General features: G+C 46.4%; 22 protein-coding genes, 2 tRNA genes and 1 rRNA gene. 16 read left to right on the forward strand and 9 right to left on the reverse strand.

All coding sequences use genetic code 11. The annotated features are described in order from the left end of the window. The first annotated feature begins 72 nt into the window (after positions 1-72). From K4039_RS01035 to K4039_RS01065, 7 genes are all read left to right on the forward strand, one after another. Positions 73-1482, forward strand: a complete 1410-nt coding sequence (locus K4039_RS01035; RefSeq protein ID WP_265233250.1) for a family 2B encapsulin nanocompartment shell protein — start codon at positions 73-75, stop codon at positions 1480-1482. 148 nt (positions 1483-1630) lie between these two features. Further along, on the forward strand, positions 1631-3037 hold the full coding sequence (locus K4039_RS01040) for a family 2B encapsulin nanocompartment shell protein (RefSeq protein ID WP_265233251.1): 1407 nt from the start codon (positions 1631-1633) through the stop codon (positions 3035-3037). Between the two features lie 500 nt (positions 3038-3537). Further along, the gene (crtE, locus tag K4039_RS01045; RefSeq protein ID WP_265233252.1) at positions 3538-4527 is read left to right on the forward strand and encodes a geranylgeranyl diphosphate synthase CrtE; all 990 of its coding nucleotides are present in this window, start codon (positions 3538-3540) and stop codon (positions 4525-4527) included. A 169-nt stretch (positions 4528-4696) separates the two neighbouring features. Beyond that, complete coding sequence (locus K4039_RS01050) at positions 4697-5137, forward strand: hypothetical protein (protein ID WP_265233253.1); 441 nt, start codon at positions 4697-4699, stop codon at positions 5135-5137. 226 nt (positions 5138-5363) lie between these two features. Beyond that, positions 5364-7184, forward strand: a complete 1821-nt coding sequence (locus K4039_RS01055; protein WP_265233254.1) for an ABC transporter ATP-binding protein — start codon at positions 5364-5366, stop codon at positions 7182-7184. Between the two features lie 375 nt (positions 7185-7559). Continuing rightward, positions 7560-7644: transfer RNA gene (locus K4039_RS01060), tRNA-Tyr, on the forward strand. A gap of 71 nt (positions 7645-7715) precedes the next feature. Then, a tRNA-Thr gene (locus tag K4039_RS01065) sits at positions 7716-7787 on the forward strand. Between the two features lie 160 nt (positions 7788-7947). Here the strand turns inward: K4039_RS01065 and K4039_RS01070 are convergent. Next, positions 7948-8121: a hypothetical protein gene (locus K4039_RS01070; RefSeq protein WP_265233255.1), complete on the reverse strand. Its 174-nt coding sequence runs from the start codon at positions 8119-8121 to the stop codon at positions 7948-7950. Between the two features lie 318 nt (positions 8122-8439). Here K4039_RS01070 and K4039_RS01075 point away from each other — a divergent pair, with 318 nt between their 5' ends. Next, complete coding sequence (locus K4039_RS01075; protein WP_265233256.1) at positions 8440-9657, forward strand: HhoA/HhoB/HtrA family serine endopeptidase; 1218 nt, start codon at positions 8440-8442, stop codon at positions 9655-9657. Positions 9658-9856: 199 nt separating this feature from the next. Here the strand turns inward: K4039_RS01075 and K4039_RS01080 are convergent, their stop codons facing one another. Then, complete coding sequence (locus K4039_RS01080) at positions 9857-10204, reverse strand: DUF760 domain-containing protein (protein WP_265233257.1); 348 nt, start codon at positions 10202-10204, stop codon at positions 9857-9859. A gap of 151 nt (positions 10205-10355) precedes the next feature. On the opposite strand from K4039_RS01080, the gene K4039_RS01085 reads away from it, so the two are divergent. After that, the gene (locus K4039_RS01085; protein WP_265233259.1) at positions 10356-11492 is read left to right on the forward strand and encodes a transposase; all 1137 of its coding nucleotides are present in this window, start codon (positions 10356-10358) and stop codon (positions 11490-11492) included. Positions 11493-11585: 93 nt separating this feature from the next. On the opposite strand, the gene scpB is transcribed toward K4039_RS01085, so the two are convergent. From scpB to K4039_RS01110, 5 genes are all read right to left on the reverse strand, one after another. After that, the gene (gene scpB, locus K4039_RS01090; protein WP_265233260.1) at positions 11586-12101 is read right to left on the reverse strand and encodes an SMC-Scp complex subunit ScpB; all 516 of its coding nucleotides are present in this window, start codon (positions 12099-12101) and stop codon (positions 11586-11588) included. A 261-nt stretch (positions 12102-12362) separates the two neighbouring features. Continuing rightward, positions 12363-13214, reverse strand: a complete 852-nt coding sequence (locus tag K4039_RS01095; protein WP_265233261.1) for an ABC transporter ATP-binding protein — start codon at positions 13212-13214, stop codon at positions 12363-12365. Between the two features lie 360 nt (positions 13215-13574). Next, positions 13575-14249, reverse strand: coding sequence for a hypothetical protein (locus K4039_RS01100; RefSeq protein WP_265233262.1), 675 nt, complete (start codon positions 14247-14249; stop codon positions 13575-13577). Between the two features lie 65 nt (positions 14250-14314). Continuing rightward, on the reverse strand, positions 14315-14566 hold the full coding sequence (locus K4039_RS01105) for a TIGR02450 family Trp-rich protein (RefSeq protein ID WP_265233263.1): 252 nt from the start codon (positions 14564-14566) through the stop codon (positions 14315-14317). Positions 14567-16567: 2001 nt separating this feature from the next. After that, complete coding sequence (locus tag K4039_RS01110) at positions 16568-18403, reverse strand: caspase family protein (RefSeq protein ID WP_265233264.1); 1836 nt, start codon at positions 18401-18403, stop codon at positions 16568-16570. A 296-nt stretch (positions 18404-18699) separates the two neighbouring features. On the opposite strand from K4039_RS01110, the gene K4039_RS01115 reads away from it, so the two are divergent. The 5 genes from K4039_RS01115 to K4039_RS01135 all read left to right on the forward strand — a co-directional run bounded on the left by K4039_RS01115 (position 18700) and on the right by K4039_RS01135 (position 22470). Beyond that, positions 18700-19401, forward strand: a complete 702-nt coding sequence (locus tag K4039_RS01115) for a V4R domain-containing protein (RefSeq protein WP_265233265.1) — start codon at positions 18700-18702, stop codon at positions 19399-19401. A 91-nt stretch (positions 19402-19492) separates the two neighbouring features. Continuing rightward, entirely contained in the window at positions 19493-19759 is a 267-nt protein-coding gene (locus K4039_RS01120; RefSeq protein ID WP_265233266.1) for a hypothetical protein, read from the forward strand. Positions 19760-19875: 116 nt separating this feature from the next. Then, positions 19876-20349, forward strand: coding sequence for a phycobilisome protein (locus tag K4039_RS01125; protein WP_265233267.1), 474 nt, complete (start codon positions 19876-19878; stop codon positions 20347-20349). Positions 20350-20395: 46 nt separating this feature from the next. Continuing rightward, positions 20396-21058: a V4R domain-containing protein gene (locus K4039_RS01130; RefSeq protein ID WP_265233268.1), complete on the forward strand. Its 663-nt coding sequence runs from the start codon at positions 20396-20398 to the stop codon at positions 21056-21058. 245 nt (positions 21059-21303) lie between these two features. Further along, positions 21304-22470, forward strand: coding sequence for a pentapeptide repeat-containing protein (locus K4039_RS01135; protein WP_265233269.1), 1167 nt, complete (start codon positions 21304-21306; stop codon positions 22468-22470). 19 nt (positions 22471-22489) lie between these two features. Here K4039_RS01135 and K4039_RS01140 read toward each other — a convergent pair whose 3' ends face one another. Together K4039_RS01140 and K4039_RS01145 are read right to left on the reverse strand one after the other, a co-directional pair. Then, complete coding sequence (locus tag K4039_RS01140) at positions 22490-22960, reverse strand: phycobilisome protein (protein WP_265233270.1); 471 nt, start codon at positions 22958-22960, stop codon at positions 22490-22492. A gap of 38 nt (positions 22961-22998) precedes the next feature. Then, positions 22999-23481, reverse strand: a complete 483-nt coding sequence (locus tag K4039_RS01145; RefSeq protein ID WP_265233271.1) for a 2Fe-2S iron-sulfur cluster-binding protein — start codon at positions 23479-23481, stop codon at positions 22999-23001. 499 nt (positions 23482-23980) lie between these two features. On the opposite strand from K4039_RS01145, the gene K4039_RS01150 reads away from it, so the two are divergent. Both K4039_RS01150 and K4039_RS01155 read left to right on the forward strand, forming a co-directional pair. Further along, entirely contained in the window at positions 23981-25903 is a 1923-nt protein-coding gene (locus tag K4039_RS01150; protein WP_265233272.1) for a serine/threonine-protein kinase, read from the forward strand. Between the two features lie 964 nt (positions 25904-26867). Next, a 16S ribosomal RNA gene (locus K4039_RS01155) occupies positions 26868-26934 on the forward strand; the annotation flags it as partial.

Raw genomic sequence — 26934 nt, forward strand, 5'->3', positions numbered from 1 at the left:
TTTTTTTTGTGAGCATTCGGTCTAGTGAGACCGAGTAATTGTTTAGTAACCAGAAACGTAGAGGATTAAATTGTGACATATTCTAATGATTCGAGTCCCGATGTTGAAGGTCAACAACCCCAGTTAAGTTTAGGGACAGCCGCCGCCAGAAATTTGGCAACCACCACCAAATCTGCACCGCAGATGCAGGAAATTACATCCCGGTGGTTGTTGAAGCTGTTGCCGTGGGTACAGACAAAAGGTGGTGTGTTTCGCGTCAACCGTCGGTTGAGTTATACCGTGGGTGATGGACGAGTCACTTTCACCAACACTGGCGCAACGGTGCAGGTAATTCCACACGAACTCACCGAGTTGCCATTGCTGCGAGGGTTTGACAACGTTGATGTGTTGGCCGCCTTGGCGAACCAATTTGTGCAGCAGGAGTACGCCCCTGACGACATCATAGTTGAGCTGGGTCAGGCTGCCGATCGCATCATCCTAATTGCTCATGGCAAGGTGAACAAGATTGGTGCTGGCAAGTATGGCGATGAAGTCGTTGTGGATGTGCTTGCCGACGGCGACCATTTCGGCGATCGAACTGTGGTAGAGTCCGAGGACACCTGGCATTACACACTCAAGGCTGTTACCAGAACCATAGTGTTGTCGCTGCCCCAACAGGCATTTGAGCAACTGATGGGTCAGTCTGAGGAATTGCGTACTCATGTCGATCGGTTCCGCGCCCTCCAGAGTCAGCCCCAAACATCTCAAGGTGAAGCCGCCATTGAAGTGGCGACGGATCATGCTGAAGAGACTCCCTTAGCAGGAACCTTCGTTGATTACGATCTTTCTCCCCGCGAATATGAGTTGAGCATTGCTCAAACCGTGTTACGAGTAAGTACACGGGTCGCAGATTTGTACAACGAACCGATGAATCAGACCGAGCAACAATTACGGCTGACCGTCGAAGCATTACGAGAACGTCAAGAACACGAGTTGATCAATAACCGGGAATTCGGGTTGCTGCACAATGCCGACCTCAAACAGCGCATCCACAGCGCTAGCGGCACACCTAGTCCCGATGACATGGATGAATTGCTAGCAACGGTATGGAAGGAGCCGGCATTCTTCCTAGCTCACCCCCGCACGATCGCTGCCTTTGGTCGCGAGTGCAACCGCGTGGGTGTGTATCCCACCAGCATAGATATGAACGGCGCTCAAGTGACAGCTTGGCGCGGCGTACCGATTTTCCCCTGCAATAAGATCCCCGTCACCAAGGCCCGCACCAGTTCTATCCTCTTGCTCCGTACTGGTATGGAAAAACAAGGGGTGATCGGCTTACATCAAACTGGTATCCCAGATGAATACCAACCTAGCTTGTCTGTCCGCTTCATGGGCATCAGTGAAAAGGCCATCATCTCCTACCTCGTCACCGCCTACTACTCCGCAGCGGTGCTAGTTCCTGACGCACTCGGCATCCTCGAAGATGTCGAAATCGGGCGCTAAATATTCCTGAGAGGTTAAGGTAAACGAATTTTGTCAATAAGTAATTACGCTTAAAATCGAACGTAATTACTCATTGACAAAAGTGTTATTGCCTTAACCTCTTAATTATTTGAGCAGGCACTTTTGTTAGTAACTAGAGGATGAGGCAATGACTTATTCTAATGATTCGGGTTCTGATGTTGAGAGCGGACAATCTCAACTGAGTTTGGGTACAGCCGCCGCTAGAAATTTGGCAACAACCACCAAATCTGCACCGCAGATGCAGGAAATTACACCTCGGTGGTTGTTGAAGATGTTGCCGTGGGTGCAGACGAAGGGTGGCACCTATCGAGTCAACCGTCGGTTGACCTATACCGTGGCTGATGGGCGACTGACTTTCAGCAACACTGGAACGGTGGTGGAGGTGATTCCCCAAGAACTTTGTCAGTTGCCATTGCTGCGAGGGTTTAACGACACTGGAGTGTTGAGCGCCTTGGCTAGTAGGTTTGTGCAACAGGAGTTCGCGCCCGGTGACATCATCGTGCAGTCAGGTCAGCCAGCCGATCGCTTGTTCTTAATCGCTCATGGCAAGGTCAACAAGACGGTTGTTGGCAAGTATGGTGAGGAGCCTCTGCTGGATGGGCTGGCGGATGGCGACCATTTTGGCGATCGGGAGTTGGTGCAGTCAGAAAGCACTTGGAAGTTCACAATTAAGGCTGTCACCCGATGCACGGTATTGGCGCTACCACAACAGGCGTTTCGGGAAGCGATCGATCGGTCAGAGGCTTTGCAGGCTCATGTTGAGCAGTTGAGGATTCGTGCCCAACAACCACAGAATAAGCATGGTGAAGCTTTAATCGCGTTGTCTGCGGGTCATGTTGGGGAAACCGAGTTGCCAGGGACTTTCGTTGATTACGAACTCTCCCCCCGCGAATATCAGTTAAGCATTGCCCAGACTGTGTTGCGAGTCAATACTCGCGTTTCCGATCTGTACAATGAACCGATGAATCAGACGGAACAACAATTGCGGCTGACGATTGAGGCATTGCGGGAACGGCAAGAACACGATTTGATCAATAACCGGGAATTCGGGTTGCTACACAATGCTGACCTGAAACAGCGCATCCACACCCGCAGCGGCCCGCCTACCCCCGACGATTTGGATGAATTGATTACCCGTCGGAGGAAGTCGAAGTTTTTCCTAGCTCATCCTAAAACTATTGCAGCATTCGGTCGGCAGTGCAATCGTCTGGGTATCTCTACAGAAAGCATCGATATGGATGGAACCAAGGTAATGACTTGGCGCAATGTACCGATTCTTCCCTGTAACAAGATTCCCATTACCAAGAACCAAACCAGTTCGATTCTGGTGTTGCGGACTGGTGAGGAAGATCAGGGTGTGATCGGGCTACATCAAACGGGTATCCCGGACGAATACCAACCGAGTTTGTCGGTGAGATTTATGGGTATCGATGAAAAGGCGATCGCCTCCTATCTCGTCACTGCCTATTACTCTGCCGCCGTCCTTGTCCCTGATGCCCTTGGTATTCTGGAAGATGTGGCGATCGGGCGCTAAGCGTTCCTTGATTTTGTGTTTGTGCTATTAGTCCACCCCACAAGCAAACGGCAATTAAAGCTTTATAGCAGTTCTCACAAAGATTAGGTATGCCAAAACCTGTGTTGCCCAGCTTTTTAAACTACAGCATATTCCAAGTTCAGGAACTACAGTAGCTGGAGCTTGTAACCCACATTCGGCACCCTCAACTATCACAATCGGTTTTTGCTTGTTTTTATCGAGTAATTAAGTTTGAAATTATACTTTTGTAGCGCATATTTGCGGTGAATAACCTTTTAAAAGGCATAATTTATTACTTGAAAAATCGATTGTTGTGAGTAATTATACTGTGTGAAACTAAGCGGGTGGGGAATGTGGGTTAGGATCGTAGGTGCCACAAGGCTCGTAGAATGGTTAATTTAAGTGCTGTATTCCAAGTCCCTACGGCTTGAGTGTCCGTTGAAGCGGCTGGCTGGTGGCTCAATTTAGTTCAAATTAGAACAATTACAAAAAAACAAGAAATGATATTGGTAAATCAAACGTATTCGCCCCAACCGGAACCCTCTTTCGACTTATCGGTTTACCTAGCCGAACGCAACGCCGAAGTCGGGATGGCTCTCGACAGTGCCGTTCCCGTAGTCACGGATAAACTTGAGAAAATCTATGAGGCGATGCGCTACTCCCTGTTGGCGGGGGGTAAGCGCTTGCGCCCGATCCTGTGTTTGGCAAGCTGCGAACTGGTTGGCGGGACTGTGGAAATGGCGATGCCGACGGCTTGTGCTTTGGAGATGCTCCACACGAAGTCGCTGCTCCACAATGATTTGACAGGGATGGATCATGACGACTATCGGCGCGGTCAACTGACGAACCATAAGGTTTATAGCGAGGCGATCGCTATTTTGACTGGGGATGGTCTTTTGGCTTATGCTTTTGAGTTGATCGCTGCTAAAACGCAGAATGTACCACCTCAGCAGGTGTTGCAGGTTATTGCTCACTTGGGCCGCGCTGCTGGAGCGACGGGATTGGTGGGAGGGCAGGTAGTCGATCTTGATTCGGAGGGAGTTTCAGAGGTTTCTGAGGAAACTCTTACTTTTATCCACACTCACAAAACTGGTGCACTTATAGAAGCTTCTGTAGTTTGTGGGGCTATGCTTGCTGGGGCAACGCCTAGTGATGTGCTGCGGTTATCTCGGTATGGTCAGAATATTGGGCAGGCTTTCCAGATTGTTGATGACATTCTGGATATTACTGCCACTCCAGAGGAGTTAGGAAAAACTGTTGGCAAGGATGTGCAGGCGGTAAAAGTGAGTTATCCGAGTTGGTGGGGAATTGAGGAATCTGAAAGCCGTGCTAGACAATTGGTTGAGGCGGCTAAGCTGGAACTGGCAATCTTTGGGGAAAAAGCTGAACCTCTGATCGAGATCGCGGATTTTATTATTAGCCGCACTTCTGACGGGGTGACAACTCCGTCAAAAGCCCCAGAAGTGGGGGATTTATCCAACTTGAGCTAAAAAAAGATGGGGTCGAAATTGTTAAGTTGCCCCATCTAGAAATAATGTTTCTTCAATTTTACCAGAGCCATCTAGAAAAAAAACTCAAACTGGCAGAATACCTGACTCTAAAGATTCTGGTATATCTGTTGAGCCAAAAACAAGTTAGTGTTCCCTTGATGCTTCTTTGATGCCTGATCCGATTCAATTTGAGAGCCTCCGGCGCAGCCTGCAAAGATTTCTCAAATTAGACTGCCTCAACATAGAAGGTCTGTGGTTTCCACTTGTTAAAGCAGAAATCTTAAAAGCCAAATTTAAGAAATTGAAACCTTTGAAATTGGCGGTTGAGGGGCTATCAGTAGAGAGAGCATTTTCTCAATTAAGACCAATTTTAGCCCGCGAAGGTATCAAGACTGTCAGCACCGATGTGAGCATGGGTGTAATGAAAGCCGAAAATCCGGCAACAGCATTTCAGCGCGCTTTGCCGATCGATGTATTTGCGTCAGAGGATGACAATCTGTTAACTGTCGAGATGATTTTTACCCTTCCCAGTGGGGTGGGTGCAAGCAGAGACACCGTGAAGAAATATTTGTGCGATGCGCTAAATCAATTGTTGCCCAAAAGTCAGTAAACCTACCCAAATATTATGGTCGATCGACCGGACATCATATGAAATATGATCGCGGGCAATAAATCTGCTTCATTCGATCGCACTCAAAAGCGAGCTAGACTTCTCTACTGCGAGCCCCAGAGATATCCCCGATCCACCTTTTTTGTAGTACACTTGTAATCAAAACGCCAGGAGCGCGCAGTTATAAAACTCAAGTGTTTGCAAGGGTTGTATCTCAAAAAGAATTATGGCAAGCTTTCGGGACATCCTCAAATACTACAGCCGCTACTCGAAAATGTCGCTGTTGAGCATCGGTGCATCCAGCTTGTTTGCGATCGCCGATTTAGCTGTACCCTACGCGATCGGTCAATTATTAAACGTATTGTCGGGTCAACCTACAGATACAGTAACCCAAAAATCGATCGCAGCGATCGGCTCACTTACCCAGCAGCCAGCAAGTAAAATATTATCCTTATCCGTCTTGCTGGGCTTGATTTTTTTGGTAACAGTCGCCAAAGCACCCATACAGCCTTGGGTGGGAAATTGGTTCCACTGGGTAGTACCATTGACAGCGCGACGGGATCAGATGAGAGGAGCGATCGGCAAAATTCTCACCTTACCCCTAGAATTCTACGACGAAAACAACGCCGGACGGATTGCCAGCCGCATCGCCAAAGGCATCGCCAACCATACTTGGACATACCCAGAAATTGCCGCTGAATTCATCCCGGAAGTCGTTCGCTTAATCGGGATCTTTGTAGTTATCTGGTTAATAGAATGGCGCATCGGCTTATTAATTTTAGTTTCCTTCATATTCATCCTCAGTTTCACCCTCAAAAGTCTTCAATGGGTGACTGCGCGGGAAGAAATACTGGATGAATACATCGAAGATACCGAAAGTCACAACTCGGAAATTATCACCAACATCAAAACAGTCAAAGCTTTTGCCACTGAAACAGAGGAACTCAAAAAGCAAACAACCAGACTCGATCGCGAATTGAAAGTTGTAATTAATCGCATTCACAAAGGATACGTCACTCTGGGAACCTACCAGCAGACGATCGTGCAGATTTGCCTGTTTTCAGTTCTAGGTTTTAGCCTAGCAGCAACAGTCGCAGGCCAGATATCTCTGGGATACTTTGTTACGGTTTACACCTTAGCAAGCATGGCGTATTCCCAACTGCGTCCGATTAGCATTATCGCCGAATTATTGGCCCGCCGGTATTCTTCAATGATCCGGTTTCACGAGTTTATGCAATTGCCAGACGGTGTAGATGCAGCCAATTTAGCAACAGAAAATGCTGTATCCGCTTCGCCCTATAGATTTAGTGGGAAAATTGAGTTTTGCGGACTGACATTTGGGTACGATCGCCAAAAGCCGGTTTTCCAGGATGTAAATTTGTTGATCCATCCGTATCAAACAGTAGCATTAGTCGGGCGATCGGGTTCCGGGAAATCAACATTAGTTAAATTGCTGTTTCGGTATTTCGAGCTCAACTCCGGCCGCATTCTGATCGACGGAGAGGACATTTCCAGCTTAGACGTGACTGGCTACCGCAAACGTTTAGCCATTGTGCACCAAGAAGTAGACGTTTTTAACGGTGCTCTGCTGGAAAATTTGAAATACGGCAATCCAAAAGCAACTTTCGCGCAAGTTGAAGAAGCTTGTCGCATCGCCAGAGTAGACGAGTTTGTCAGCTTGTTGCCCCAAGGTTACTATACCGTTGTCGGGGAGCGGGGAATGCGGTTGTCCGGCGGTCAGCGGCAGCGGTTGGGAATTGCCAGGGCGCTGTTGGTGGAGCCGGACGTGTTAATCTTTGACGAAGCTACTTCTAGTTTGGATTATGAGTCAGAGCGATCGATCCAGCTAGCCATGCAGAATATTTTGGGTACACGTACCACCATAATTATCGCCCACCGACTGAGTACAATTCGCGAAGCCAATGCGATCGTCGTACTAGACGGCGGTAAAATCGTCGAAGTTGGCAGCCACGACGAACTCTTGAACCAAAAAGGCATTTACCGCCGCCTGCACTCCCTGCAAGAAACCGGCGAATTATTGAATTAGGAATTTCCGTTTAGCCTAGACTTGGTGCACTTCGTACCTATTCGCTTTTAATTCTGGAAATTATCTGCGTTTATCTCCGTTTATCTGCCTGACATCTGCGGTTGATCTATTAATCAAATATTGATCCAAGAAGTCTAAAGTATTCGTGGATGCACAGATGGCAACAAACCTGGTTTTTACCAAAATAGTCATTAAAACCCTCAGATTCGGTTAAAAACCCCGTTTCTTCAGTCGCAGTGCGTTAGCCCTGGAAAGTTTAATTTTCCTGTTTGCTAGACTTCGGCTTATGTGTTCAGCCTTGAATGATTAGAGTTTTAAATGTAATGTTGCAAAATCAAGATGAAGGTGCTAAGGTGTTTAACTGTGGGTACAAATGGGTCGGTGCCCGAGCGGTTAATGGGGGCGGACTGTAAATCCGCTGGCTACGCCTACGCTGGTTCAAATCCAGCCCGGCCCACCACAATTCACATAAAATTTAAAAGTTGAAAATTAAAAGTTAAACATTTTAGTTTAAGATTTTTAATATTTTATGCCCGTGTAACTCAGGGGTAGAGTACCTCCTTGGTAAGGAGGAAGTCGCGAGTTCAAATCTCGCCACGGGCTTAGCTTTCCAACCCTTATGGCTACGCCATTTAGGAATCTCACTTAATTAACCAGTTAACGGTTTGGGCTCATTTTGCGCTGATGTAGTCTTTAAGTATGCAAAAAAAAGGCATAACCACCCCTAATGTTAAGGTTTATGTTCCTTGCCCGTAGGTTGTTCCTAGGTTTTTTTAGTGTGGCGATGCGATCGAGCCAAAGCCGGCCCCAGGCAATCGCGACTCGGATCGGGGTTTTCTAAAGGCGCATCGGCAGGAAGATTTGCCGCCGTTTGCTGGGCGGGGCGATCGACCTTTAGGATCGCACAAATGACCAAAAATAAGCGTTTAAAAGTCATTATGCACGGAAAAAAGTATTCATTTCGGAGAATTGACAATTTTTTCGCCTGGTGAAAGTGCGTATTTGAAAGCTTTAGTCGCACCCGATACCGCAAATCCCAGGCCGAGCCAAGTTACGATAAGAATTATTGGTTTTCTTGGCTGTTTGAAAATCAAGCAATTTTTGCTTGTTGGGCACATCAGCACTTGTCTGTTAACAGCTATGTTCTTGAGGAAGCGGTAAGCCCCGCCCCGCTTCCTTAACCTGTGGCCAAGACAAAAATGCTTGATGCCAAAGGTTTCTGCGGGGATGAGGTATTCAACGGGAGTTGTTAAATATGAATTTATCTTTTAAGGAAATAACCCTTTATGTGACTTTGCTATCTATTGGCGGAGGCATCGGATGGTTGGGGAATCGCTATCTACAAGGATCAAACAATCTGGAAACCGGATTGGTTTTGCCCGTGGTGCGCCAGCAAATCCCGCCCTATGCGTCTCCTCCAGTTCAGGAAAATCGCCCAGTCGATCGCACCAATCCCAATTTTATTGCGGAAGCAGCCGAAAAAGTCGGCCCCGCTGTCGTGCGGATTGACGCATCAACCAAGGTACCGAATCAAGTGCCCGAAGCTTTCAAAAATCCTTTGTTTCGCAGGTTTTTTGGGGACAATTTGCCACAGCCGGAAGAACGAGTCAAGCGCGGTACGGGTTCGGGGTTTATTCTCACTGCTGATGGCCGCATCGTGACCAATGCTCATGTTGTCTCCGGGACGGATACTGTTAAGGTGACGCTCAAAGACGGCCGCGAGTTTGAGGGTAAGGTGCAGGGAGTCGATCCGCTGACGGATGTCGCTGTTGTGAAAATTAATGGCAAGGAACTGCCGCAGGTTACTATCGGTCGATCGGATAACATTGTACCGGGACAGTGGGCAATCGCGATCGGGAATCCTTTAGGTCTCGACAATACCGTGACTGTCGGCATTATTAGCGCCACCGGTAGAACCAGTTCCCAAGTCGGCATCCCCGATAAGCGAGTCCGCTTCATCCAAACCGACGCCGCCATCAACCCCGGCAATTCGGGCGGCCCGCTACTCAACGATCAAGGCGAAGTAATTGGCATCAATACCGCCATTCGCGCCGACGCTCAGGGCTTGGGATTTGCAATTCCGATCGAAACTGCCAAACGAGTTTCCGATCAGTTATTCGCCAAAGGAAAAGCCGAACATCCCTATCTCGGCATTCAAATGATCGCCTTGACTCCCGCCACCAAGGCAGAAGTCAACAAACAACTCGATAATAAAATTACGATCGATCAAGGCGTAGCCGTGATCCGAGTCGTGGAAAATTCCCCTGCTCAAAAAGCCGACTTGCGCGCCGGAGATGTCATCCAAAAAGTTGACGAAATTGCGGTCAACACTCCAGGAGACGTGCAAGAACGGGTGGAAAACACATCTGTAGGCAAAGAACTCGAAGTGGAAATTAACCGTTTGGGTCAAGTTCAGAAAATTAAAGTACGTCCCGGTGCTTTTCCCCTATCGGGTAGCCCCGCAGGTGGTTAGTTGCCACGGTGGAGGATGAAAGATGAATCTGATGCTCGATAGTCTAGATAGGCAGAAACCGGGTTTTTCCACCAAAATCCTCCGTGTATCGCGAGGTATATAGGATTAAAAACCCGGTTTCTTAATTCCCTGTCTGTCCAGGAATGTTTATTTTTTCAACAATTTTCATCTTTCTCGCTTACCCAACCCGTTGATATTTTTACTTTTCTTTGGGAGAGTTTGGTTGAATCGAACTCGTGCTTGCTAAATTTTCTTCTAGCTGCATCCTCTGCTCCATTTGCCTCAGAAAATAGCCTGTCATCATCGCTGAAGCTAGCAAACCTGCTAAGTTTTCGCGGTCAGTGGTAATTTCGACGTTAAAATTGTCCGAAGGCAAGACGCCGACAAGTCCTTGAACGTTATGAGAGATAATTTCTTTGATTTCAGGGCTGGCGGACTTGGCGATGCGGGCTAGAACCTCCGGAGATTGGTGTTGGAGGTACTTCAGAAGTGGGTTGACTGCGGTTTGTTGGGCATTGTCATGGTCAAAGTCAGGGTGAAAAACCATTTGGCGATTCTTAATTTCTGGCTGGCTACATTCTACCAAAGAAATGGGGACGCGAGCCTCCCCCTTCTAGGGGGACTTTCTCCGAATTCTGACAGATCGTTGAGTATTCCTATGACGAGTCTGCTATTGTAGGAACAGGAGGAATAGAAAAATGCTTGTTCTCGAATTCAAGGCTTACGCAAAACCAAATCAGTTTCAGTCGATCGATGAAGCGATTAGAATTTGTCAATTCATTCGCAATAAATCAATCCGGCTGTGGATGGATGGTGGTGCAAAATCTTGGTTCGATCTTTCTAAGTATTGTGCGATTTGGGCCAAAGAATTTGACTTTGCGAACAAGTTAGGTGCAATGGCTCGACAGGCAAGTGCGGAGAGAGCATGGGCTAGTATTTCCCGATTTTACGAAAATATCAAAAAGGGTATCAAAGGAAAGAAAGTTGGCTTCCCCAAATTCCAAAAAGACTGTCGATCCGTTGAATATAAAACTAATTCTTGGAAGCTTGCGGAAGATAGGAAATCAATCACTTTTACAGATAAGTGCGGCATTGGCAAGCTGAAGCTAAAAGGCACTCGCGATCTTAATTTCTATCAGCCAGACCAAATCAAACGAATTCGACTAATTAAACGAGCCGATGGATATTACGTCCAGTTTTGTATCCGAGTAGACCGAGTAGAACTCGCGACCATGACAGGCAAAACGATTGGATTAGATGTGGGACTTAAAGAGTTTTACACTGATTCAAATGGCGAAATGGTTCCCAACCCTAGATTTCTGCGTAGAGGTGAAGCAGGGTTAAAACGCTCTCAACGTCTTGTAAGCCGGAAAGTAAAAGGTGGTTTGAATCGCCGTAAAGCTAGAGTGATTTTAGGTAAGCGACACCTCAAAATAAGTAGACAACGTAAAGACCATGCTGTCAAGCTAGCAAGGTGCGTAATCACATCAAACGATGTAGTAGTTTACGAAAATTTGAGAGTGTCTAACATGATCAAAAATCACTGCTTAGCCAAATCGATTAGCGATGCTTCTTGGTATCAGTTCAGAATGTTCTTAGAATATTTTGGAAAAGTGTTCTGTCGGATTACCATTGCGGTGAATCCAGCTTACACAACCCAAGAATGCAGCAGTTGTGGTGTTGTGGTTAAGAAATCTCTATCCACTCGAACTCATACTTGTCAGTGTGGGTGTGAGATGGACAGAGATCGTAATGCCGCAATTAATATCCTCAATCGCGGGATAAGTACGACGGGGCACGTCGGAACTTCGATCTTTGAGATCGTAAACGCTTAGGGAGATTGGATCTCTGGGTCATGTGCAGCAATGTTCTTGATTTAAGTCCGGTCTAAGATCTAAGAATCCTTGTGCGTTCACGCGCCCGGAGTGTCAATCGTCATTGCTTGGGCCCAAATTTGCCTGAAAGTCAAGTTGCAGTTGTTTGGGTAGTTGGTCTACTTGAAAATACCGATGAAATTTTTCGGTAACTTGTAACCAATACGATCGCCCATCCGTTGGCTTCCGTTTCCGCACGAAACCCATTTCTACCAGTTCCTGCACCTGTTGGTAAGCCCCAGACCCCCGCAAATTCACTAAATCTGGCTGCGTGATGCCACCTTTCAGGGCGATCGCCGCCAGCGTCCGCAAAGCCCCAACACCTAATTCTGGAGGTATTAAAGTTTGCATTAAACTGGCAAACTCGTCTCTGAGTTGCAGGCTGTATCCCGTCGGCGTTTCAACAACTTCTAACGCACTGTCGCGGTGGGAAGAGTCAGACATGAGTTCGATGATGGCGTCTTCGGCTTCAGATCGATCGCACTTGGCAATCTCAGCAATCTCTGCAAGCGACACCGGCTGACCTTTTAAGTAAAGTATGGCTTCTATTGTTGTGGCTAAGCGAGTCATTTAGGAATTAGTAATTGGGAATTGAGACGTTGCAGGAATCAGGATTTAGTTATCTAGAAAATAAGTCGGAACGATTTATACCAAATCCTGCTCTGTTTCCTAGTCCGCGGAGGCGTACGAAAGTTTGTGTAGTAAGTAACTACACAAAATTAATTACATAAAGACTCCTTGCTAGGTAAGGCTTTCACGCGAAATATTGTGTAATTAATTTTGCACGACTACTTAGCGATTTCAATCGCCGAGTCTATTGTCGGCCATTAATCAATCCAACTGTCGGCCAGTCAGTTCTACAAAAATATCCTCTAAATTAGAAGGACGAACCATCATACCAGTCTTATCATCTTTCGCATCCAGATAAAAATTAGCCTCTTCCAGAGTCGGGAAAAACTTGTATTCCCAGCGATCGCCAATTTGCTTCATCACCAACCCTTGACCGTGTTCCTGCCGCAGTTGCGCCAACGTTCCCAGTTTAATTAACTTACCGCCATCCATAATCCCGATGCGATCGCACAAATACTCCACTTCATCCATATAATGCGTAGTCAACAGCATAGTCATTCCCTGCTTATTCAAATCTAGAATAATTTCCCACAATCGCCGTCGGGTTTGCGGATCTAACCCTACAGTCGGTTCATCCAAAAATAAGATTTCCGGTTCATGCAAAAGCGATCGGGCAATTTGCAACCTCCGCTTCATTCCGCCCGACAAAGTTTTTACTAAATCATCTCGCCTTTCCGCTAATTCTACATATCCCAACCACTGTTTAATCAACTGTTGCCGTTTCGGATTTGGGATGTGGTGCATCCGCCCGTGAAACTCCATATTTTCCCAGACAGAAAGCTCATTATCCACGCTGGTTTGTTGCAGGACAACCCCGATGGACTGTTTAACTTGCAAACTTTGGCGCATCACGTCATATCCAGCTACCTGAATTTGACCGCTGCTGGGTTTAGTCAGGGTAGTCAGCATCCGAATAGTCGTCGATTTGCCAGCACCGTTGGGGCCCAGGAGACCGAACATTTCTCCGGCTTCAATTGTGAACGAAAGGTCATTGACAACGGGAATTTTATTGTAGATTTTGCAGGCGTTTTGCAGGGAAACAGCGGCATTCATAGGTATTTCGGTATCATTTATTGTAATCAGGCTTTTTATTCTCAGTCAGAGCGTGTCGGGTCAATTAACATAATACTTGTTGGGGCGGGTTCGCAAACAATCTCTAATTCACATCTAAAATATCTATAAACCCGCCCCCACTAAGCGACAAAATGTGATTGCGGGCAATTCAACAGACATGATATCATCTCTGGATGCAGAAACAGGTGCGATCGATTAAATTTTCTGGTAACAGTCATCGGTACAAATAGCATAAAAACCTGGTTTTTATGCTATTTGTGCACGAGTTTTGTTAATGTAACTAATCTGAGTGTCATCAGCAGGTAGAAGGCTGATTTTTTTACCGCTTGCAGCACCCACTTATTGTGGTTTAGCTAAGTCGGGTTGCAATTCTATTATGCGTTTGTCAAGTTTGCTTGCGGCTTCGCTAATCGTTACAGGCGGTTTGCTGCCGTCGAGATACATAATTATCAGATAACTTCCTATTTTACCCCGCCGAAATACCGCGATTTCGACATTCATGGTTACACCTTGTATTTGTCCTTGATTTGTCCAACCACGCGATACCTCGCCAATCTTTTCTTCTAAGGTTAAAGCAGTAAGATTAGTAAAGTTAACTTCCTTGTTGCCACTACTATTTAAACCTTTCGAGAATTCTTTTGCAAAAATATCTTCACGCATTGCTGCATCAAATTGAGTTCGATCGATCAGGTTGGTCAGATCTTTGGTAAATCCTATGATTATTTGAAAGTGCTGGTCGTCGCTCTTGTTATAAGCAAACACGCTTGCTGGTTTCAATGTCTGGAGACCGCTGGACAGTTTTTGAACCGTCGCCGGTGGAATCTCTGCAAAACCTACGGGCAAGTCTTGTAAAGTCAGGATTAGTCTCGACAAGTCCACTGCGGGAGGTGGAATATCGGCAGACAGAATATTGTTGCTAGAGCAAACTGGAATTGCGATCGACTTTCCGTCAACTGCACCGCCCAATCCAGCACTAATTAGCAAACACACCAAGAACACAACTTTTTTGTTCATTACTTTACCTTCTTGCTATGACCGATTACCAATCTCTACCTTACTCTACCCCAAAGCGCTATCTTTTACTCTACCACTTCTAATTCCTCTAATTCTTGTGTAGACTGCCATCCAGCTTGCCAGAGCGATCGATCTTTGAGCTGTTTGGCGTTCAGCCAGAAACGGACATTGGGATCGCAAGCCGCCACCATTTCCGCAAATACCCATTGACCTTCGTTTTTTCTGTTGACTACTTGAAAGTGCCGCCACCCCCAAGTTTTTTGGTGAGAAGTCCATCGGGAACCAACTAAATAAGGAAATTTTTGTTTTTTCGGCACAGTATTTTTCTTGACAAATATATGAGAACTCTAAACTCTGTCTGCAAGTAGATGCGTTTCTTGTAACTTACAGCACTTGTGCCTCCGAACTCAAAAGTAAAGGCAGTCTCACGACTGCCCATGTAATTAGTTATATCTATTGGATAGGGTTGATTTTTCAGCCGATCCACAAATAGCAAATTTATCCAGCACGAACTCAATCTTGAATCTCAAATCTAAAAGCAAATAACCCAGGTTTTAGTGGACAATAATCCCGTTCTGTAAAACTTACTCAAATCTACTTTTAGAGCAGGTTTGACGTTCACTTCCTGTTTCTACCAAAGTGGTCGGCCACTTCTGATCCCCAGGCATTTTTTCGGGCCCAACTCTCCCTACAAACATTTTTTCAATCTGAATCGTGTCTCATTGACGCTGTACAGCTCAATAAAAAAGCACCTTTAGGCAAGATTGACTCCTTTATGTGATGCCGTCGCTGCCCCTTAATTACTTCCGTGTGAAGGCTTGTGGCCCGATAAATCCATAGGAAGTTGGGGAAGCCGGAGCCGCACCGCATTTGTTTGCAGCCAGAGAGTGATGGCGTACTTCCGTTGTGGAGTCACGTACTCTCCGGGTCTGATCACGCCAGCACAGACGCCGATGTTTTTAATAAGGGTTTCTCGCTCCGATGAACTTGCACCCTGTAGCAACCTGACTTGGGCTTTGATAAAATCCACGTTCATAGCAGAAAGTAAAAGTAACTAAAGAACTCAGTTAAATAGCGATGCTTTGCTTCCAATTGTAACTCTAAAACCACTTGGTACGAATCCAATTGATTCAACATCCCCTGGATGGGGATCGGGGCCTCTAGAGCTAGCCAACTTTATTTACTTTATCTGTTTTTGCTAGCAAAAGTGTCACTATACTAGCAGTTTTGACAGAATTATTCATAGTTAAGAACTGTTACAAATTTGGCTCGAATCCTACAATAATGCAGAGTTTAGTGCTAACGCTACTCTCCGGGGTTCAAAAAAATCAGCACAGTCTCCAGATCCTTGCCTTCGTAGGTTTCAGCCTCCCCGATTAGGAAGAGATCGATCGCCGAATATTCCTCTTGGAGCACTCCTCTTAACACCCAGACACTACCACATCACCCTATTGATTTAGATCCCGCCACCTGCTTCGCTGTGGACTATAACTTCAGGCATACGTATTGTTACGGTGGCTACAATAAGCGAGCAAGTTTTTATTCTTGTTTCTTGATGATATATTTTTTGCTTTTCTTGCAAATCCCTGATTTGTGTTAATTAAGGCAGCTTTATGATGTCCGCGCCAACGAAGACTCGCAGCTTGCGAATCCAGACATTTTACTCTCTGTAGCGGTGAATTTGTTTTCTGAATTCATTAGAGGCGATCGCACGCCGACTAGAATTGCCAGGTACGGCTCATTTTGTATAATTTATAACAAAGCGATTAATTCTAATAATTTAAAAGCAGCACAATTTTTCACAGTTTTCCATCCGTCACTCGCTCCTAACAGCCCAAAAATTTGATCAAACAAATCAACACGTCAATACCCGTACCATCAAGCTTGAAAGTGCCGATTTGAGCTTCGCAGTTAATGCTTGATAGCAGTTATATATCGCCGATTATGCAATTCACTAAATTAGTTGATATCCAGTATAATTAACTGGTTGATCTGAAGTGATAAAATACCAATTAGTGAAAGAATCAGGAGGTTTTTAACTTTGGTGTGGCGGGTCGATCTAGGTCGTACATGAAAGATATTAATAAAACCGCCTCTAGGATATGTTTTACCCTCCCAAAACGCATCGACCCGACAGCATAGAAAATCCCCTCTCGCTGGGTCGTCGGAGGGGAAATAGTCGATTATATTATGGTTTATTTAATACGATCGATGTATCGGTGTCTTCTTGCAGTGTCAAGAGGTATCGATTGCTAGACCTATCTGGGCTCCTAGCTAAGATAATTTCCCGGTGGGAAACCGGGAAATTATTAACTAAATCAACCTTTTTTCTGGCGTTGCAGCTTAGTTTTCCAATTGGCGATCGCCTTTTGAGCAGGCTCATAACTCTTGGTATCTGACGGCACCAGTGAAGCAGTTTCAACTGCATCTTTCAGCTTTCCTTGAGAGGCACGCAACTGAGCAATTTTGAGAATAGCTTCGCTCCACTCTCCAATCAACTGCTGAGCTTCTTCATGCTTTGGCTGACCGGGTTGAATTTTATTCGCTTGCTGGATTCCTTTACTGTAAGAAGAGGCAGCCCCCCGCTTAATTTGGCTCGCAGCCGCCAATAGCAAAGCAACATTGACATCCTGCTCTTTGGATAGCTCCTCCCACTGAGCGATCGCCTGTTTCGACTGATTGTAAACCGCTTGATTCACATCAGGCATCAATTTAGCCGCGCCGATCGCCCCGGAGAAATTGCCCCGAGCAGCCCGCCCGTTAGCAATATCCAAAATCACCAAACTCCAGCGCTCAATATCCTGCTGAGCCTGCGGGTAGAGCGGATCGCTAGGCGGAATCGTTCGAGCCTTAACCACCGCTCGATTAAAACTAGAAGCCGAACCATCCTTGAGGAAAGTTTTCGCCTCAGCCCACACCTGCTGGCTCGACGGAGGTTGCTTGCTATCAGTCGCTGCTTGCACCGCACGCGGTTGGTTCTGCGCCACTCCACCACCAGCAGCTTTTGGAGGGCCGGGGTTTTGGGAATTCTCAGTAGTCGATCGAGGATCTCCTTCCTGCTGACCAATAAAAATTGATTTGTTTGTCAAAAAAACACCCAACAGCAGCACCAAAGCCGTAGCTCCACTCCACAAAATTAGCTGCTGTAAAAATGACTTGTCCGACCCCCCGTTATCCGTATCATCGGGCTTTTGCAAATTCGGTCGATCGCCCCCCCCACCTGCGCGAACCACAGTATTCGGCTGCTTCGATACCGCTGGCATCTCAACCGGCCCATCAATCGCGTTGCGAGTAGCCTCCGGCATCTCAATTTGAGCCGTAGCCGTCGCCATTTGCGGGCGATCGATCCCATCAGCCATAGCAACCGCCATATTGCCGTTGCGTCCTGCCAACACAGCAGTCGCCACTCCAAGAGCATCCGGCAAAATCACCAAATGAGCCTTTCCTGGAGGATTCACCACCATCAAAGGTTCTTGTTTCGGACGCAAATGGTGATCGCATAGCTCCGGGAGTCGATCGGTCAAAAAACGGTCTAAACCCTTAAGCGTGGTACACTGTCCCGATCGCAACCCCTCTAAAAGCGCCGTCGTAAAAAATCCTTGACGCAAAGCAGAAGTTTCCCGCGAAACTTGATTCGGGCGGCAAGAAAGCACCGTCGGGATTTCCAGCTCCCGCGCCAGCTCTGCCGTTTGAGTGCCGATCGTTTCCCCCGCCTTCACAATCTGGCTGCGGTTCATATCAACCAGCACCAAAACCGTTTCCGTAGGAGCATTTTTCAGAGTATTCAACAGCAACTCTACCGGAATTCCCGTACCCTGAATATCAGCCGGATCACCATCAACCGGCATCAAATAATCCTTGCCTTCATAGCTGACACCGTAGCCGCTAAAAAAACACCAGAGTAAATCTCCCTGTTGTAGATGTTCCGCGCACAGACTTTCCGTCAACCTCAGAATATTTTCCCGATTCGGATACGTAGATTGACCCCACAGCGACGGCGAGTTATCCGTCATCAACAGACATCCATCCGGCGCAAAACCAGCCTCCTCAGTCAAAAAACCGTAAAGTGCCTCTGCATCCTCTTGCGCATAACTCAAAGGCTGGAGTAACTGATATTGATTGATGCCGATCGCAATACAAGCGTGATGTTTCATCCCCATATGCCCTATATATAGTGAACAACTTGCACAAAACGATAACACATCGCCGTTTAACCTTATACCGACTTTCGCCTCCAAGCGTCAGATAGCAATTGTCCAAAGGCAGAAGTCCCAACACGCGCCTAAATTCAGCATCCTAAAATTTTCACATCTTAATAATATTGCAGTAAAAATTTATTCCCTGTGCCTGCATTCAGAAAAATAACGTTAAATTGGATACACAGGTAAATCTATTTCTTCTATTTGACCCTATTTTTCAGCAATTACACCAAAAAGGAGTAACCCGCTAAATGGTCTCTACAGCTCAAAAAAAAATCTCCACCCACAGCGAATCCCTACTGAAGCAAAAGCATCCTAAAACTCACAGCCACTATAGGTTTCAGGATTTTTTTGTCTTCGATCGCGAGCTTGGTACACTTAACGATTGGAACGAGTCGCGCAACATTTTTACCAGCGAAGACTTCATCATCGGTTTGGTAGAAGGACTCGAAGAAGAAGTAGGCCCGGCTTCCTCTGTAATCATGTATACTATTGGTTGCCAGTGGGGGCTGCAAGATTCCGAATTTTTTCAAAAATGGTTTAGCGCCGAATTCGGCCAGAACATTCGCCAGTCGAATCTGATGTTTCTGCTAGAAACTTGGTGGTGGCCTTTCACGGCTCAAGGTTGGGGTCGCTGGGAAGTTGACATGAGCGATCGCAAAAACGGCTGCATCTTCATCAACGTCTTTGACTCAGCAGTTGCTCGCACTTTGGGCGACGTAGGCAAACCAGTTTGTCACATTTACGCCGGTTTATTTGCCGGTTTCTTCGGATCTCTAGTCAAAAAGCCTCTCAGTTGCATAGAACTCCAATGTTATTCAATGGGAGAAACCTATTGTAAATTCCTCCTCGGCAACCCAGATAAAATTGATGCAGCAGCATTCTGGCTCAACGAAGGTGCCAACGCCCGCGATATTCAAAATCGACTCGAACACGGTGAAATATTGCGGTAAACAACCCGGAAAGGCATATCCCCTGCCCTGCCTTTCTCTCACCAATTTCGCGATGTACAGTGATGGTGAGCCTCTCCAGGCAGGAAGAAAGATGAAAAGTCAAACTTCATGGTTGGACAAATCTGTCCAAGACTTCTTTAGTCACTACAATTGGCTGGGAAAACCTTTAGAAACCCAAAATGGCTCGACTTCTGGTCAAGTCATGACTTTAACCCGATCGGTAGCAGACTTTTTTCAAGCTATTTCTTGGGAAGGAATTCCCGAAGTGGGCGCCCTGCCGCTACCGCCACCCTTGCCAGTAATTTATATTTCCGAACCCGCAGAAATCACCATTGACGACCTATTCGACCTCTTTTAATCTGTGTGGAAAATGGAAAACAAAAAATAGGGCAATCCCTCATTCTTCCTTCTTCCTTCTTCCTTCTTCCTGCTTCCTTCCTTTGATCAATTACCGATTACCACTTAAGAAAAATCATGCACCCTGAGATTGAGGCCCTGCTGGATCAGGCAGAAACCCGCTTTCTAAAAGGCGAAGAACTCATAGCTTTTAAGCGTCAAGCTGCAATCCTAGCCCAGCGCTTAAAAATTTACGAATTTTTGCGAGAGAAGGAAGCAAGCATCTTCCAACCAGTAGCCAACAAGCTACAAGAAAAATTCCCCGACGAACAACAAGAAACCTTAGAACGATCGCTCAAACATTGGCTCTTAGTCTTGCGGTACTGCGCTATGGCCATGCTGCTGAACGATGGAGTTTTTCTCGAACAGCGACTCCTCGACTGGGTTCCCGGCATAGTCGCAGCCCACCAAACTCAAAAAATCGAAGCAACTGTTTGCAATTTGCTGCAAACTCGCTTGAAAGAACTGCTTTCCGAGCAAGCACGAGCCATATTGCAACCATTTTTTGACCAAGCACAGTCAATGATTATTGACGCAGGTAATAAAGAGTAGACAAATTCCCAATTCCCAATTCCCAATTCCCAATTCCCAATTCCCGATGATTAATATTTCCGACTTACTCAAACAGCCCCGACTTCCTGGAAACTACTTTGCCAGCGATGCCTACGTCCGAGGCGACCTCGAACTTGGCCTGCTCGAAAACCGCCGGGGCGATCGGCTCATTGCACTCCCAGAAACACTAATTAAAGCCATTTATATCGGCTTAGAAAAAGAAACAGGTCAAGCTTCCCGCCTCGTGCTATTTAACTGCGGCCGCTGGTGGGGGAAAAACTTCTACGTGCGTTTTTGCGAAGAAGTCAGCGAATACTATAATCAGCCAGTTTCCGAAATGGAAATGGTAGAATTTATTCAGTCCTTGCAACAGTGCTGGAAAACTCACGGATGGGGAACATTTGAACTTGATCCCAGCCATTCCGAACAGGGATTTTTAATAGTAAAGATTGCCAACTCTCTTTTTGCTAAAACAGCTCCCAAGTCGAAGCGACCAGCCTGTTTTCTAGAAGCAGGCATCTTAAGTTCCTTCTTTAGTCAGCTTACAGGTCGAGAACTCCACTGCCTACAAACCTCCTGTGAATCCTTGGGATCGGACTGCAACCGCTTTATTTTAGGGTTGCGCGATCGCCTCCAACCAGCAGATTCTATGGTCGAAGAAGGACAAGCTCACGAAGCTATTATCAGTCAGCTTTGCCAAAAAAATTGATTTTTTTTTTACAGCTATTAGTTGGTTGATAATAGCTGTTATCTCGATTTTTCGGCAACGATTTTATCCACCATATCATCAAAGCTGAGAGTTAAATTATCAAAAAACTACCAAATTTAAAAAACTGGTTTTAGCTATTTAAAAACCCCCTAATTATAACTCCCAGCTAGACGATTTATAAAGTCCCCAATAAACTCATAAAAATTCAAAAGCAACCACAACCTCAAATTTTTTGGTCGAACTTAATGGATGCCAATGAACTTCTAAATAGATATGCAGCCGGCGAAAGAGATTTTAGACAAGCAAACCTGCGCGGCATTGTGTTGAGTCCGATCGATTTATACCGTTCCAACGATACCCCAACTCTACGTTTAGCCAACCTCAACGAACACCAGCACAGACCCTACTTAATCGGTGTCAACCTCAGTCAAGCCGACCTCACCAAAGCCCATCTGAGCCGAGCCAACCTCAGCAAAGCCAACCTCACCGGAGCCAATCTCACCGGCGCCAACCTCATCGCCGCAAGTCTCAGCGGCGCCAATCTCAGCGGCGCCAATCTCAGCGGCGCCAACCTCGCCGGAACTCACATGAATTGGGCAAACCTCACCGGCGCCAACCTCGCCGGAGCCAATCTCATGGGTGCAGATATGAGCGCAGCAAACCTCACCAAAGCCGTTTTCAGCAAGGCAAATCTCAGTAAAGCCTATTTGATTAAAGCCAATCTCAACGGGGCCAACTTCAAAGATGCAGACTTGAGTCAAGCGAGTCTCAAAGAGGCAGACTTGAGCGAAGCACAGCTTACCGGAGCCCAATTGTCCAAAGCAAACCTAGCCGGAGCCAACTTAACCCGTGCTAACCTCAGCAAAGCCAACCTGTTAAAAGCCAATCTTAGGAGAACTAACCTCACTCAAGCCTATTTAAACGGTGCGTGTTTAAGCGAATCAGACCTCAGCGAAGCTTGCTTGGACAGAGCCAATTTGTGCAAAGCAGACCTGAGCAAAACCTACCTGAGAAAGATTACTTTGAATGGCTCCCACTTAAGCGGTATCAACCTCAGTGGGGCAGATCTGGGCGGTGTAGACTTGAGCCGCAAACTTTTAACTGGAATCAATATGGCAGACGCATTGTTGAACGAAGCCAACTTCAGCGGTGCTTATCTGATGGAAGCTAACTTGAGCGGGGCAAACCTCAGCAAAGCCAACTTGAGCCTAGCTTACCTGATCAGTGCCGACCTTTCTAATTCTTGCCTGCATGAAATTGACTTGAGCAAAGCTAACCTGAGTAAAGCCAACTTGCGGAAAGCTGACTTGACAGGAGCCAACCTCCGGGGAGCCATTCTGAGTGAGGCGGATTTGAGGGGAGCGAACTTTATTGGAGCTATTCTTCCTAACGGCAAAATCTATCGCGGTTAAGGCGATACCAGTACCTTGATTATTTGCCGAGTAAAGTGCGGTTCATGTCCAGAATCGGAAAAAATAGGCTGACTTCTTCAGCAGTGAGATATTGTTTGAGTACCTTTTTCATCACATCGTAGGTCACTGTCGCACTATTGCGAACTTGAACAGCGCCTAAAATAGTTTGCAACCAAAGCAGCAGCCGATCGCGCAACCGTTCAGTATCATTAATCAACAGTGCTGCCGCCGAATGCCTCAACACCCGCAGAATATCTCCACGGCACTTTTCAGTCACATCTTGAGACCCCCGGCGAAATAAACTAGGGTCGATAGACTGCATTTGTGCTTCCACCAGTCGCATAATTTCTTTTTCAGAGGCTTGAATTTTTTTATAAGCACTCATTCGGTGATTCAAAGACTGAAAATAGTCTTTCAAAAATACCAGTTCTTCAGCGGTCGCGTAGCGTCCATCTGCTTCCATGCTTAAACGCGCAAGTTGGCTCAACATAGGTTTTTCTCTACTACTAAAATACAAACATATCAGTTTTAAGCTTCTTTAGTCCGAACTAAATACTGTCCTACTTGGAAGCGGGTTTCATTAAGCTGTGTAACGATCGAACGAGTAATCAACTTTCCCGATTCCACAACTACTTGACCGGTAATTGGGTGCAGCAAATCTTGCTGGGCCCGGCGGCCGATCAGAGCTTCCACGTTTTCGATAGCATTAATGTACATCCCCGCAGGTATCTGTACAACTACACCCTCGCCCATAATTTGGGCCTGACAAGCAAGTCGCGAATTGGCTTTAGCTGTAGTAATGACTTCCAGCGTCCTCTTTTCCCGGCGGTTCATGTCAGACAAGCCTTCCATGCCCTCTTTAATGTAAACGTGGCAGGTAGCACACATTCCACGCCCCCCGCATTCCTTGAGAACGTCTAAGTCTTTGGAAAGTAAGGCAGACAGGATATTCGATCGGGTTTCCACTGCCATTTCTTCGGCAATTGGATCTAGTCTAATAATTTTAACCATATTGATTTTTCATCCTGTCAAATTGACTATTTAGCAAGTACGATCGACATATTCAAAGCCAAAAAAAATTGGCTAACACTCAAAAAGGTGAAGATGGCTTGACGACATTATGGGCTTCCGGCTCTAAAACCCATATTGCATAACCGCGCTTCTGTTGTAGTAATTGCTGTTGAGTCGCCCCTATTCCTCAGCTTAGCCGAGAACAAGCTAAAACCTTAGATGGTTCTTGGACGGCCTTGAAAAAACTGTAATACTCGCGATCGACTAAAATAGCAGCCACAGGCAGTTCCAGATCAGGCACCCGAATCTGACAAGATTTATACTCCCCGGCGAAACTCAAAGATTTTAGTAGATGCTACGAGAGCGATCGATCTTAGCCGACGGAGAATGAACCTGAGATAATATAGCAGTACCTGGCGATCGATTCAAAAATTTGAATTTTTGTCAGAATTCTTTACATATTTTAATACTAGCTCAAGCTTTTTCTATAATTAGACCGATGCAACATTCTAAATACCGCATTTTAGGGCTAGTCGGACAAGGGCAATTTGGCCGAGTCTTTTGTGCCAGTGTTCGAGAAACTCCCGCCAAAGATTCCCGGCTTACCAGCCAACTGGTTGCTCTCAAAGAACTCAGCCATCAAAAAGCCCCAACTAGCGAATTCTTGCGAGAGTTGTGGTTTCTGATCACCTTGCAACACCCCAACATTGTCACCTGCCGAGCTCTCGAACACACAGCTACAGGCAGGTACTTGGTTATGGACTACTGCGAAGGAGGAACCCTCCGCAACCTGCTCAAACAAGACCGCCCCTTGCGGCTGCTCGAAGGTTTACAGCTAGTCATGGAACTTTTAGCAGGTTTAGACTACGCCCACCGCCGAGGCGTAGTTCACTGCGACATCAAACCCGAAAATATCCTCCTAACTTTAGGCTCCAAAGGTTGGTCGCCCAGGCTGTCTGACTTTGGTATCGCGCGCCGCCTACCAGAAATCGGTACAACTCGCCTCCACCAAGAAATTTCTCCCGACGCTACCGTAGGTTCCCCCGCTTACATGGCCCCAGAGCGGTTTTACGGTCTTTATTCCCCCATGTCAGATATATATGCAGTGGGAATTCTACTATTTGAGTTACTAATGGGCTACCGTCCTTTCGGTGGAGCCCCCGGAGACTTGAGGTGGGCGCACCTGAATCAACGCTTGCAACTTCCCGATGCCATCCCCGAACCTTTGCAAGCAATAGTCAAAAAGTCCTTGGAAAAGCTGCCGGCCCGCCGTTTTGCCAGTGCTTCCCAAATGGCTCAAGCTTTGCGGCTAATCATGTACGACCCCGCTGTCAGGCAATTGGGCGACTGCATTGTCCCTTGGGAAAATCCCGCAACCCGCGGCGCTAAAAGTCTGAAGTCGGACACTGACTCTGCGAGCGAAGTCGAAGAGGAAAAATCATCACAACCGGCTATTAATTTACTTCGGACTGTGCGGTATTGGGTTTCGCAGCCAAAGCCGCTGATACTTCCTGCACCGCTGACTGCTTTAATTGCCACGGAAAAGTATCTCTACGCTGCTGTAGGTAAAGAGGTGAAGGTTTGGTGTCAGCCGGGACAACAGCTAGTTACAGAAGAAATGCCGACTTCTATATTAATGCCGGAAATCGTGCGTGGCATTTTACCTGCTTCCCAGGGCTGCTTCATTCTCACTCAGCAAAAACTTTACTGGCTAAACGACGATCGCTCTCTTGAGCCTCAGTGCCTACTGGATATGGGTTTAAGGCAAGGTGCAGATGCTTTTAAAGCTGCTATTGATTCTCACGGTCGCTGGTTGACAGTAGCTGTTCCCGGCGAGCTGCGTTTTTATGCTTTAGTTGGCAATAGTAATGCGGGCGATCGAGAAAAAGTCTTGAAGCCGATCGCTACTGTGCCACTACCCGAACACTATTTACCAGAATTAACATTCTTGGATCGACGACACGTTTTAGCAATTTGGCCTGACAACGAACCTAAAAATCCCCAAACTATTTTTAGGGTTTACACTCGCCGTGGCACATCAGTCGGTTCCGTAAAATTATCTGCCTGTATCAGACAAATGCTCTTGACACCTGAGCCTTATACGTTGATGGGAATTCCCCAAAATGGTAAAGCCGCCGTGTTGTCCATGAAATTGTGGCCGCTCAAGCTAGCGCGAATTCCCATGACAAGTTTACCCGTGTCTGCTTGTGTAACAAATTGGGGATGGGTGTTGGCAGATGTTGAGGGGCAGATAGCAGTATTAAACAGTCAAGGCATTCAAGTAGGGAATTTTAGTGGCCCTGCCTCACCTCGGGCGATCGCCCCTTGGGGGAAAACTGGTTTGGTGATTGCTGCGAATACTGAGTCCGAGAGTTATTTACACTTTTTAGATATAGATGTTGAGGAGACTAACTTGCGTTAGCGAAGCTTGCAGCAGAGGATCGAGTCTTAACGGCTGATAGTGGTTGTAATCAATTTCTGTATCACAGCACTTGCACGCGGGCGATCGGCTTTAGGGCATACCCCACTCTCGGTCAGTCAAGTCGAAGGAATGGAGACACTACTTATATATATGAGTGAGATGCAGCAACTACCCGGTGGTGTGATGGTGAAGCGGGCGATCGGGCCTCACACCCTAACAAAAGCCTGATCTCTGAGTAAGTCCCAAGATCTTTCACCTCTGGAGAATTCGGTAGTCCTATTTAGGTAAGGATGGACATAGCTCTTTTCATGTAAGGCTTTCAGAGCTTGGAGCCAACCTTACAGACCTGAAGTATCCTGGCTTTTTTAATGTATTTGCAGCTACAAAGCCAAGACATGAACGAAATAATCAGCACTTTGAACCCTGTCCTGAGCAGATACTTGGATCTTTCTACACGGTAGTAAATCAATGAACTCCAGACTGCCAAGGAATTTCAACCATCCTTACCTTTAGGGCACTACCGAGAATTCTACCTACCCTTCATGACCAACCGCCGATCAAAACCGACTTTCCAGGTCAAAAAGCAGCCCCCAACCATAAAGCAGAGTGGGCGAGCGGAGTTTTGAACCAGCCTGAGCAGGTAAAACCCTGACACTGCAAGCTTCAAAAAAAAACTCAAAAATAGTTTCCCAAAAAGCTTGACAACCCCTTGCGAAATAAGTATATTAATAAAGCGCCAGAGAGAAGGCGGTTCACACCGCGGACTTAAGGCACAGAACTGAACCTAGAAAAAAGAATAGTTTGAAAGCTTAAAGCACTATTAACCTCGTCAAAAAAATCAAAGATAGAGAGTAAAAGCATCGCTAATACTTAATATCACAAACAACGAGAAAAAAGTCAAGGGAAAGAGTGAACATTTATGTGAAACTCAAATAACTTGACTCTCAGCCAAAAAAAACAATCCAACACGGAGAGTTTGATCCTGGCTCAGGATGAACGCTGGCGGTCTGCTTAACACATGCAAGTCGAAC

The sequence above is a fragment of the Lyngbya sp. CCAP 1446/10 genome, assembly GCF_026130175.1.
Taxonomy (GTDB): domain Bacteria; phylum Cyanobacteriota; class Cyanobacteriia; order Cyanobacteriales; family Microcoleaceae; genus Microcoleus.

What these genes read in the sequence shown, in the direction of transcription:
- K4039_RS01085 (WP_265233259.1), top strand. Translation starts at nt 10,356, where the DNA reads ATGCTTGTTCTCGAATTCAAGGCTTACGCAAAACCAAATCAGTTTCAG.
- K4039_RS01110 (WP_265233264.1), bottom strand. Translation starts at nt 18,403, where the DNA reads ATGAAACATCACGCTTGTATTGCGATCGGCATCAATCAATATCAGTTA.
- K4039_RS01080 (WP_265233257.1), bottom strand. Translation starts at nt 10,204, where the DNA reads ATGGTTTTTCACCCTGACTTTGACCATGACAATGCCCAACAAACCGCA.
- K4039_RS01100 (WP_265233262.1), bottom strand. Translation starts at nt 14,249, where the DNA reads ATGAACAAAAAAGTTGTGTTCTTGGTGTGTTTGCTAATTAGTGCTGGA.
- K4039_RS01095 (WP_265233261.1), bottom strand. Translation starts at nt 13,214, where the DNA reads ATGAATGCCGCTGTTTCCCTGCAAAACGCCTGCAAAATCTACAATAAA.
- K4039_RS01135 (WP_265233269.1), top strand. Translation starts at nt 21,304, where the DNA reads ATGGATGCCAATGAACTTCTAAATAGATATGCAGCCGGCGAAAGAGAT.
- K4039_RS01075 (WP_265233256.1), top strand. Translation starts at nt 8,440, where the DNA reads ATGAATTTATCTTTTAAGGAAATAACCCTTTATGTGACTTTGCTATCT.
- K4039_RS01040 (WP_265233251.1), top strand. Translation starts at nt 1,631, where the DNA reads ATGACTTATTCTAATGATTCGGGTTCTGATGTTGAGAGCGGACAATCT.
- K4039_RS01140 (WP_265233270.1), bottom strand. Translation starts at nt 22,960, where the DNA reads ATGTTGAGCCAACTTGCGCGTTTAAGCATGGAAGCAGATGGACGCTAC.
- K4039_RS01145 (WP_265233271.1), bottom strand. Translation starts at nt 23,481, where the DNA reads ATGGTTAAAATTATTAGACTAGATCCAATTGCCGAAGAAATGGCAGTG.
- scpB (WP_265233260.1), bottom strand. Translation starts at nt 12,101, where the DNA reads ATGACTCGCTTAGCCACAACAATAGAAGCCATACTTTACTTAAAAGGT.
- K4039_RS01120 (WP_265233266.1), top strand. Translation starts at nt 19,493, where the DNA reads ATGAAAAGTCAAACTTCATGGTTGGACAAATCTGTCCAAGACTTCTTT.
- K4039_RS01115 (WP_265233265.1), top strand. Translation starts at nt 18,700, where the DNA reads ATGGTCTCTACAGCTCAAAAAAAAATCTCCACCCACAGCGAATCCCTA.
- K4039_RS01050 (WP_265233253.1), top strand. Translation starts at nt 4,697, where the DNA reads ATGCCTGATCCGATTCAATTTGAGAGCCTCCGGCGCAGCCTGCAAAGA.
- K4039_RS01055 (WP_265233254.1), top strand. Translation starts at nt 5,364, where the DNA reads ATGGCAAGCTTTCGGGACATCCTCAAATACTACAGCCGCTACTCGAAA.
- crtE (WP_265233252.1), top strand. Translation starts at nt 3,538, where the DNA reads ATGATATTGGTAAATCAAACGTATTCGCCCCAACCGGAACCCTCTTTC.
- K4039_RS01130 (WP_265233268.1), top strand. Translation starts at nt 20,396, where the DNA reads ATGATTAATATTTCCGACTTACTCAAACAGCCCCGACTTCCTGGAAAC.
- K4039_RS01070 (WP_265233255.1), bottom strand. Translation starts at nt 8,121, where the DNA reads ATGACTTTTAAACGCTTATTTTTGGTCATTTGTGCGATCCTAAAGGTC.
- K4039_RS01150 (WP_265233272.1), top strand. Translation starts at nt 23,981, where the DNA reads ATGCAACATTCTAAATACCGCATTTTAGGGCTAGTCGGACAAGGGCAA.
- K4039_RS01125 (WP_265233267.1), top strand. Translation starts at nt 19,876, where the DNA reads ATGCACCCTGAGATTGAGGCCCTGCTGGATCAGGCAGAAACCCGCTTT.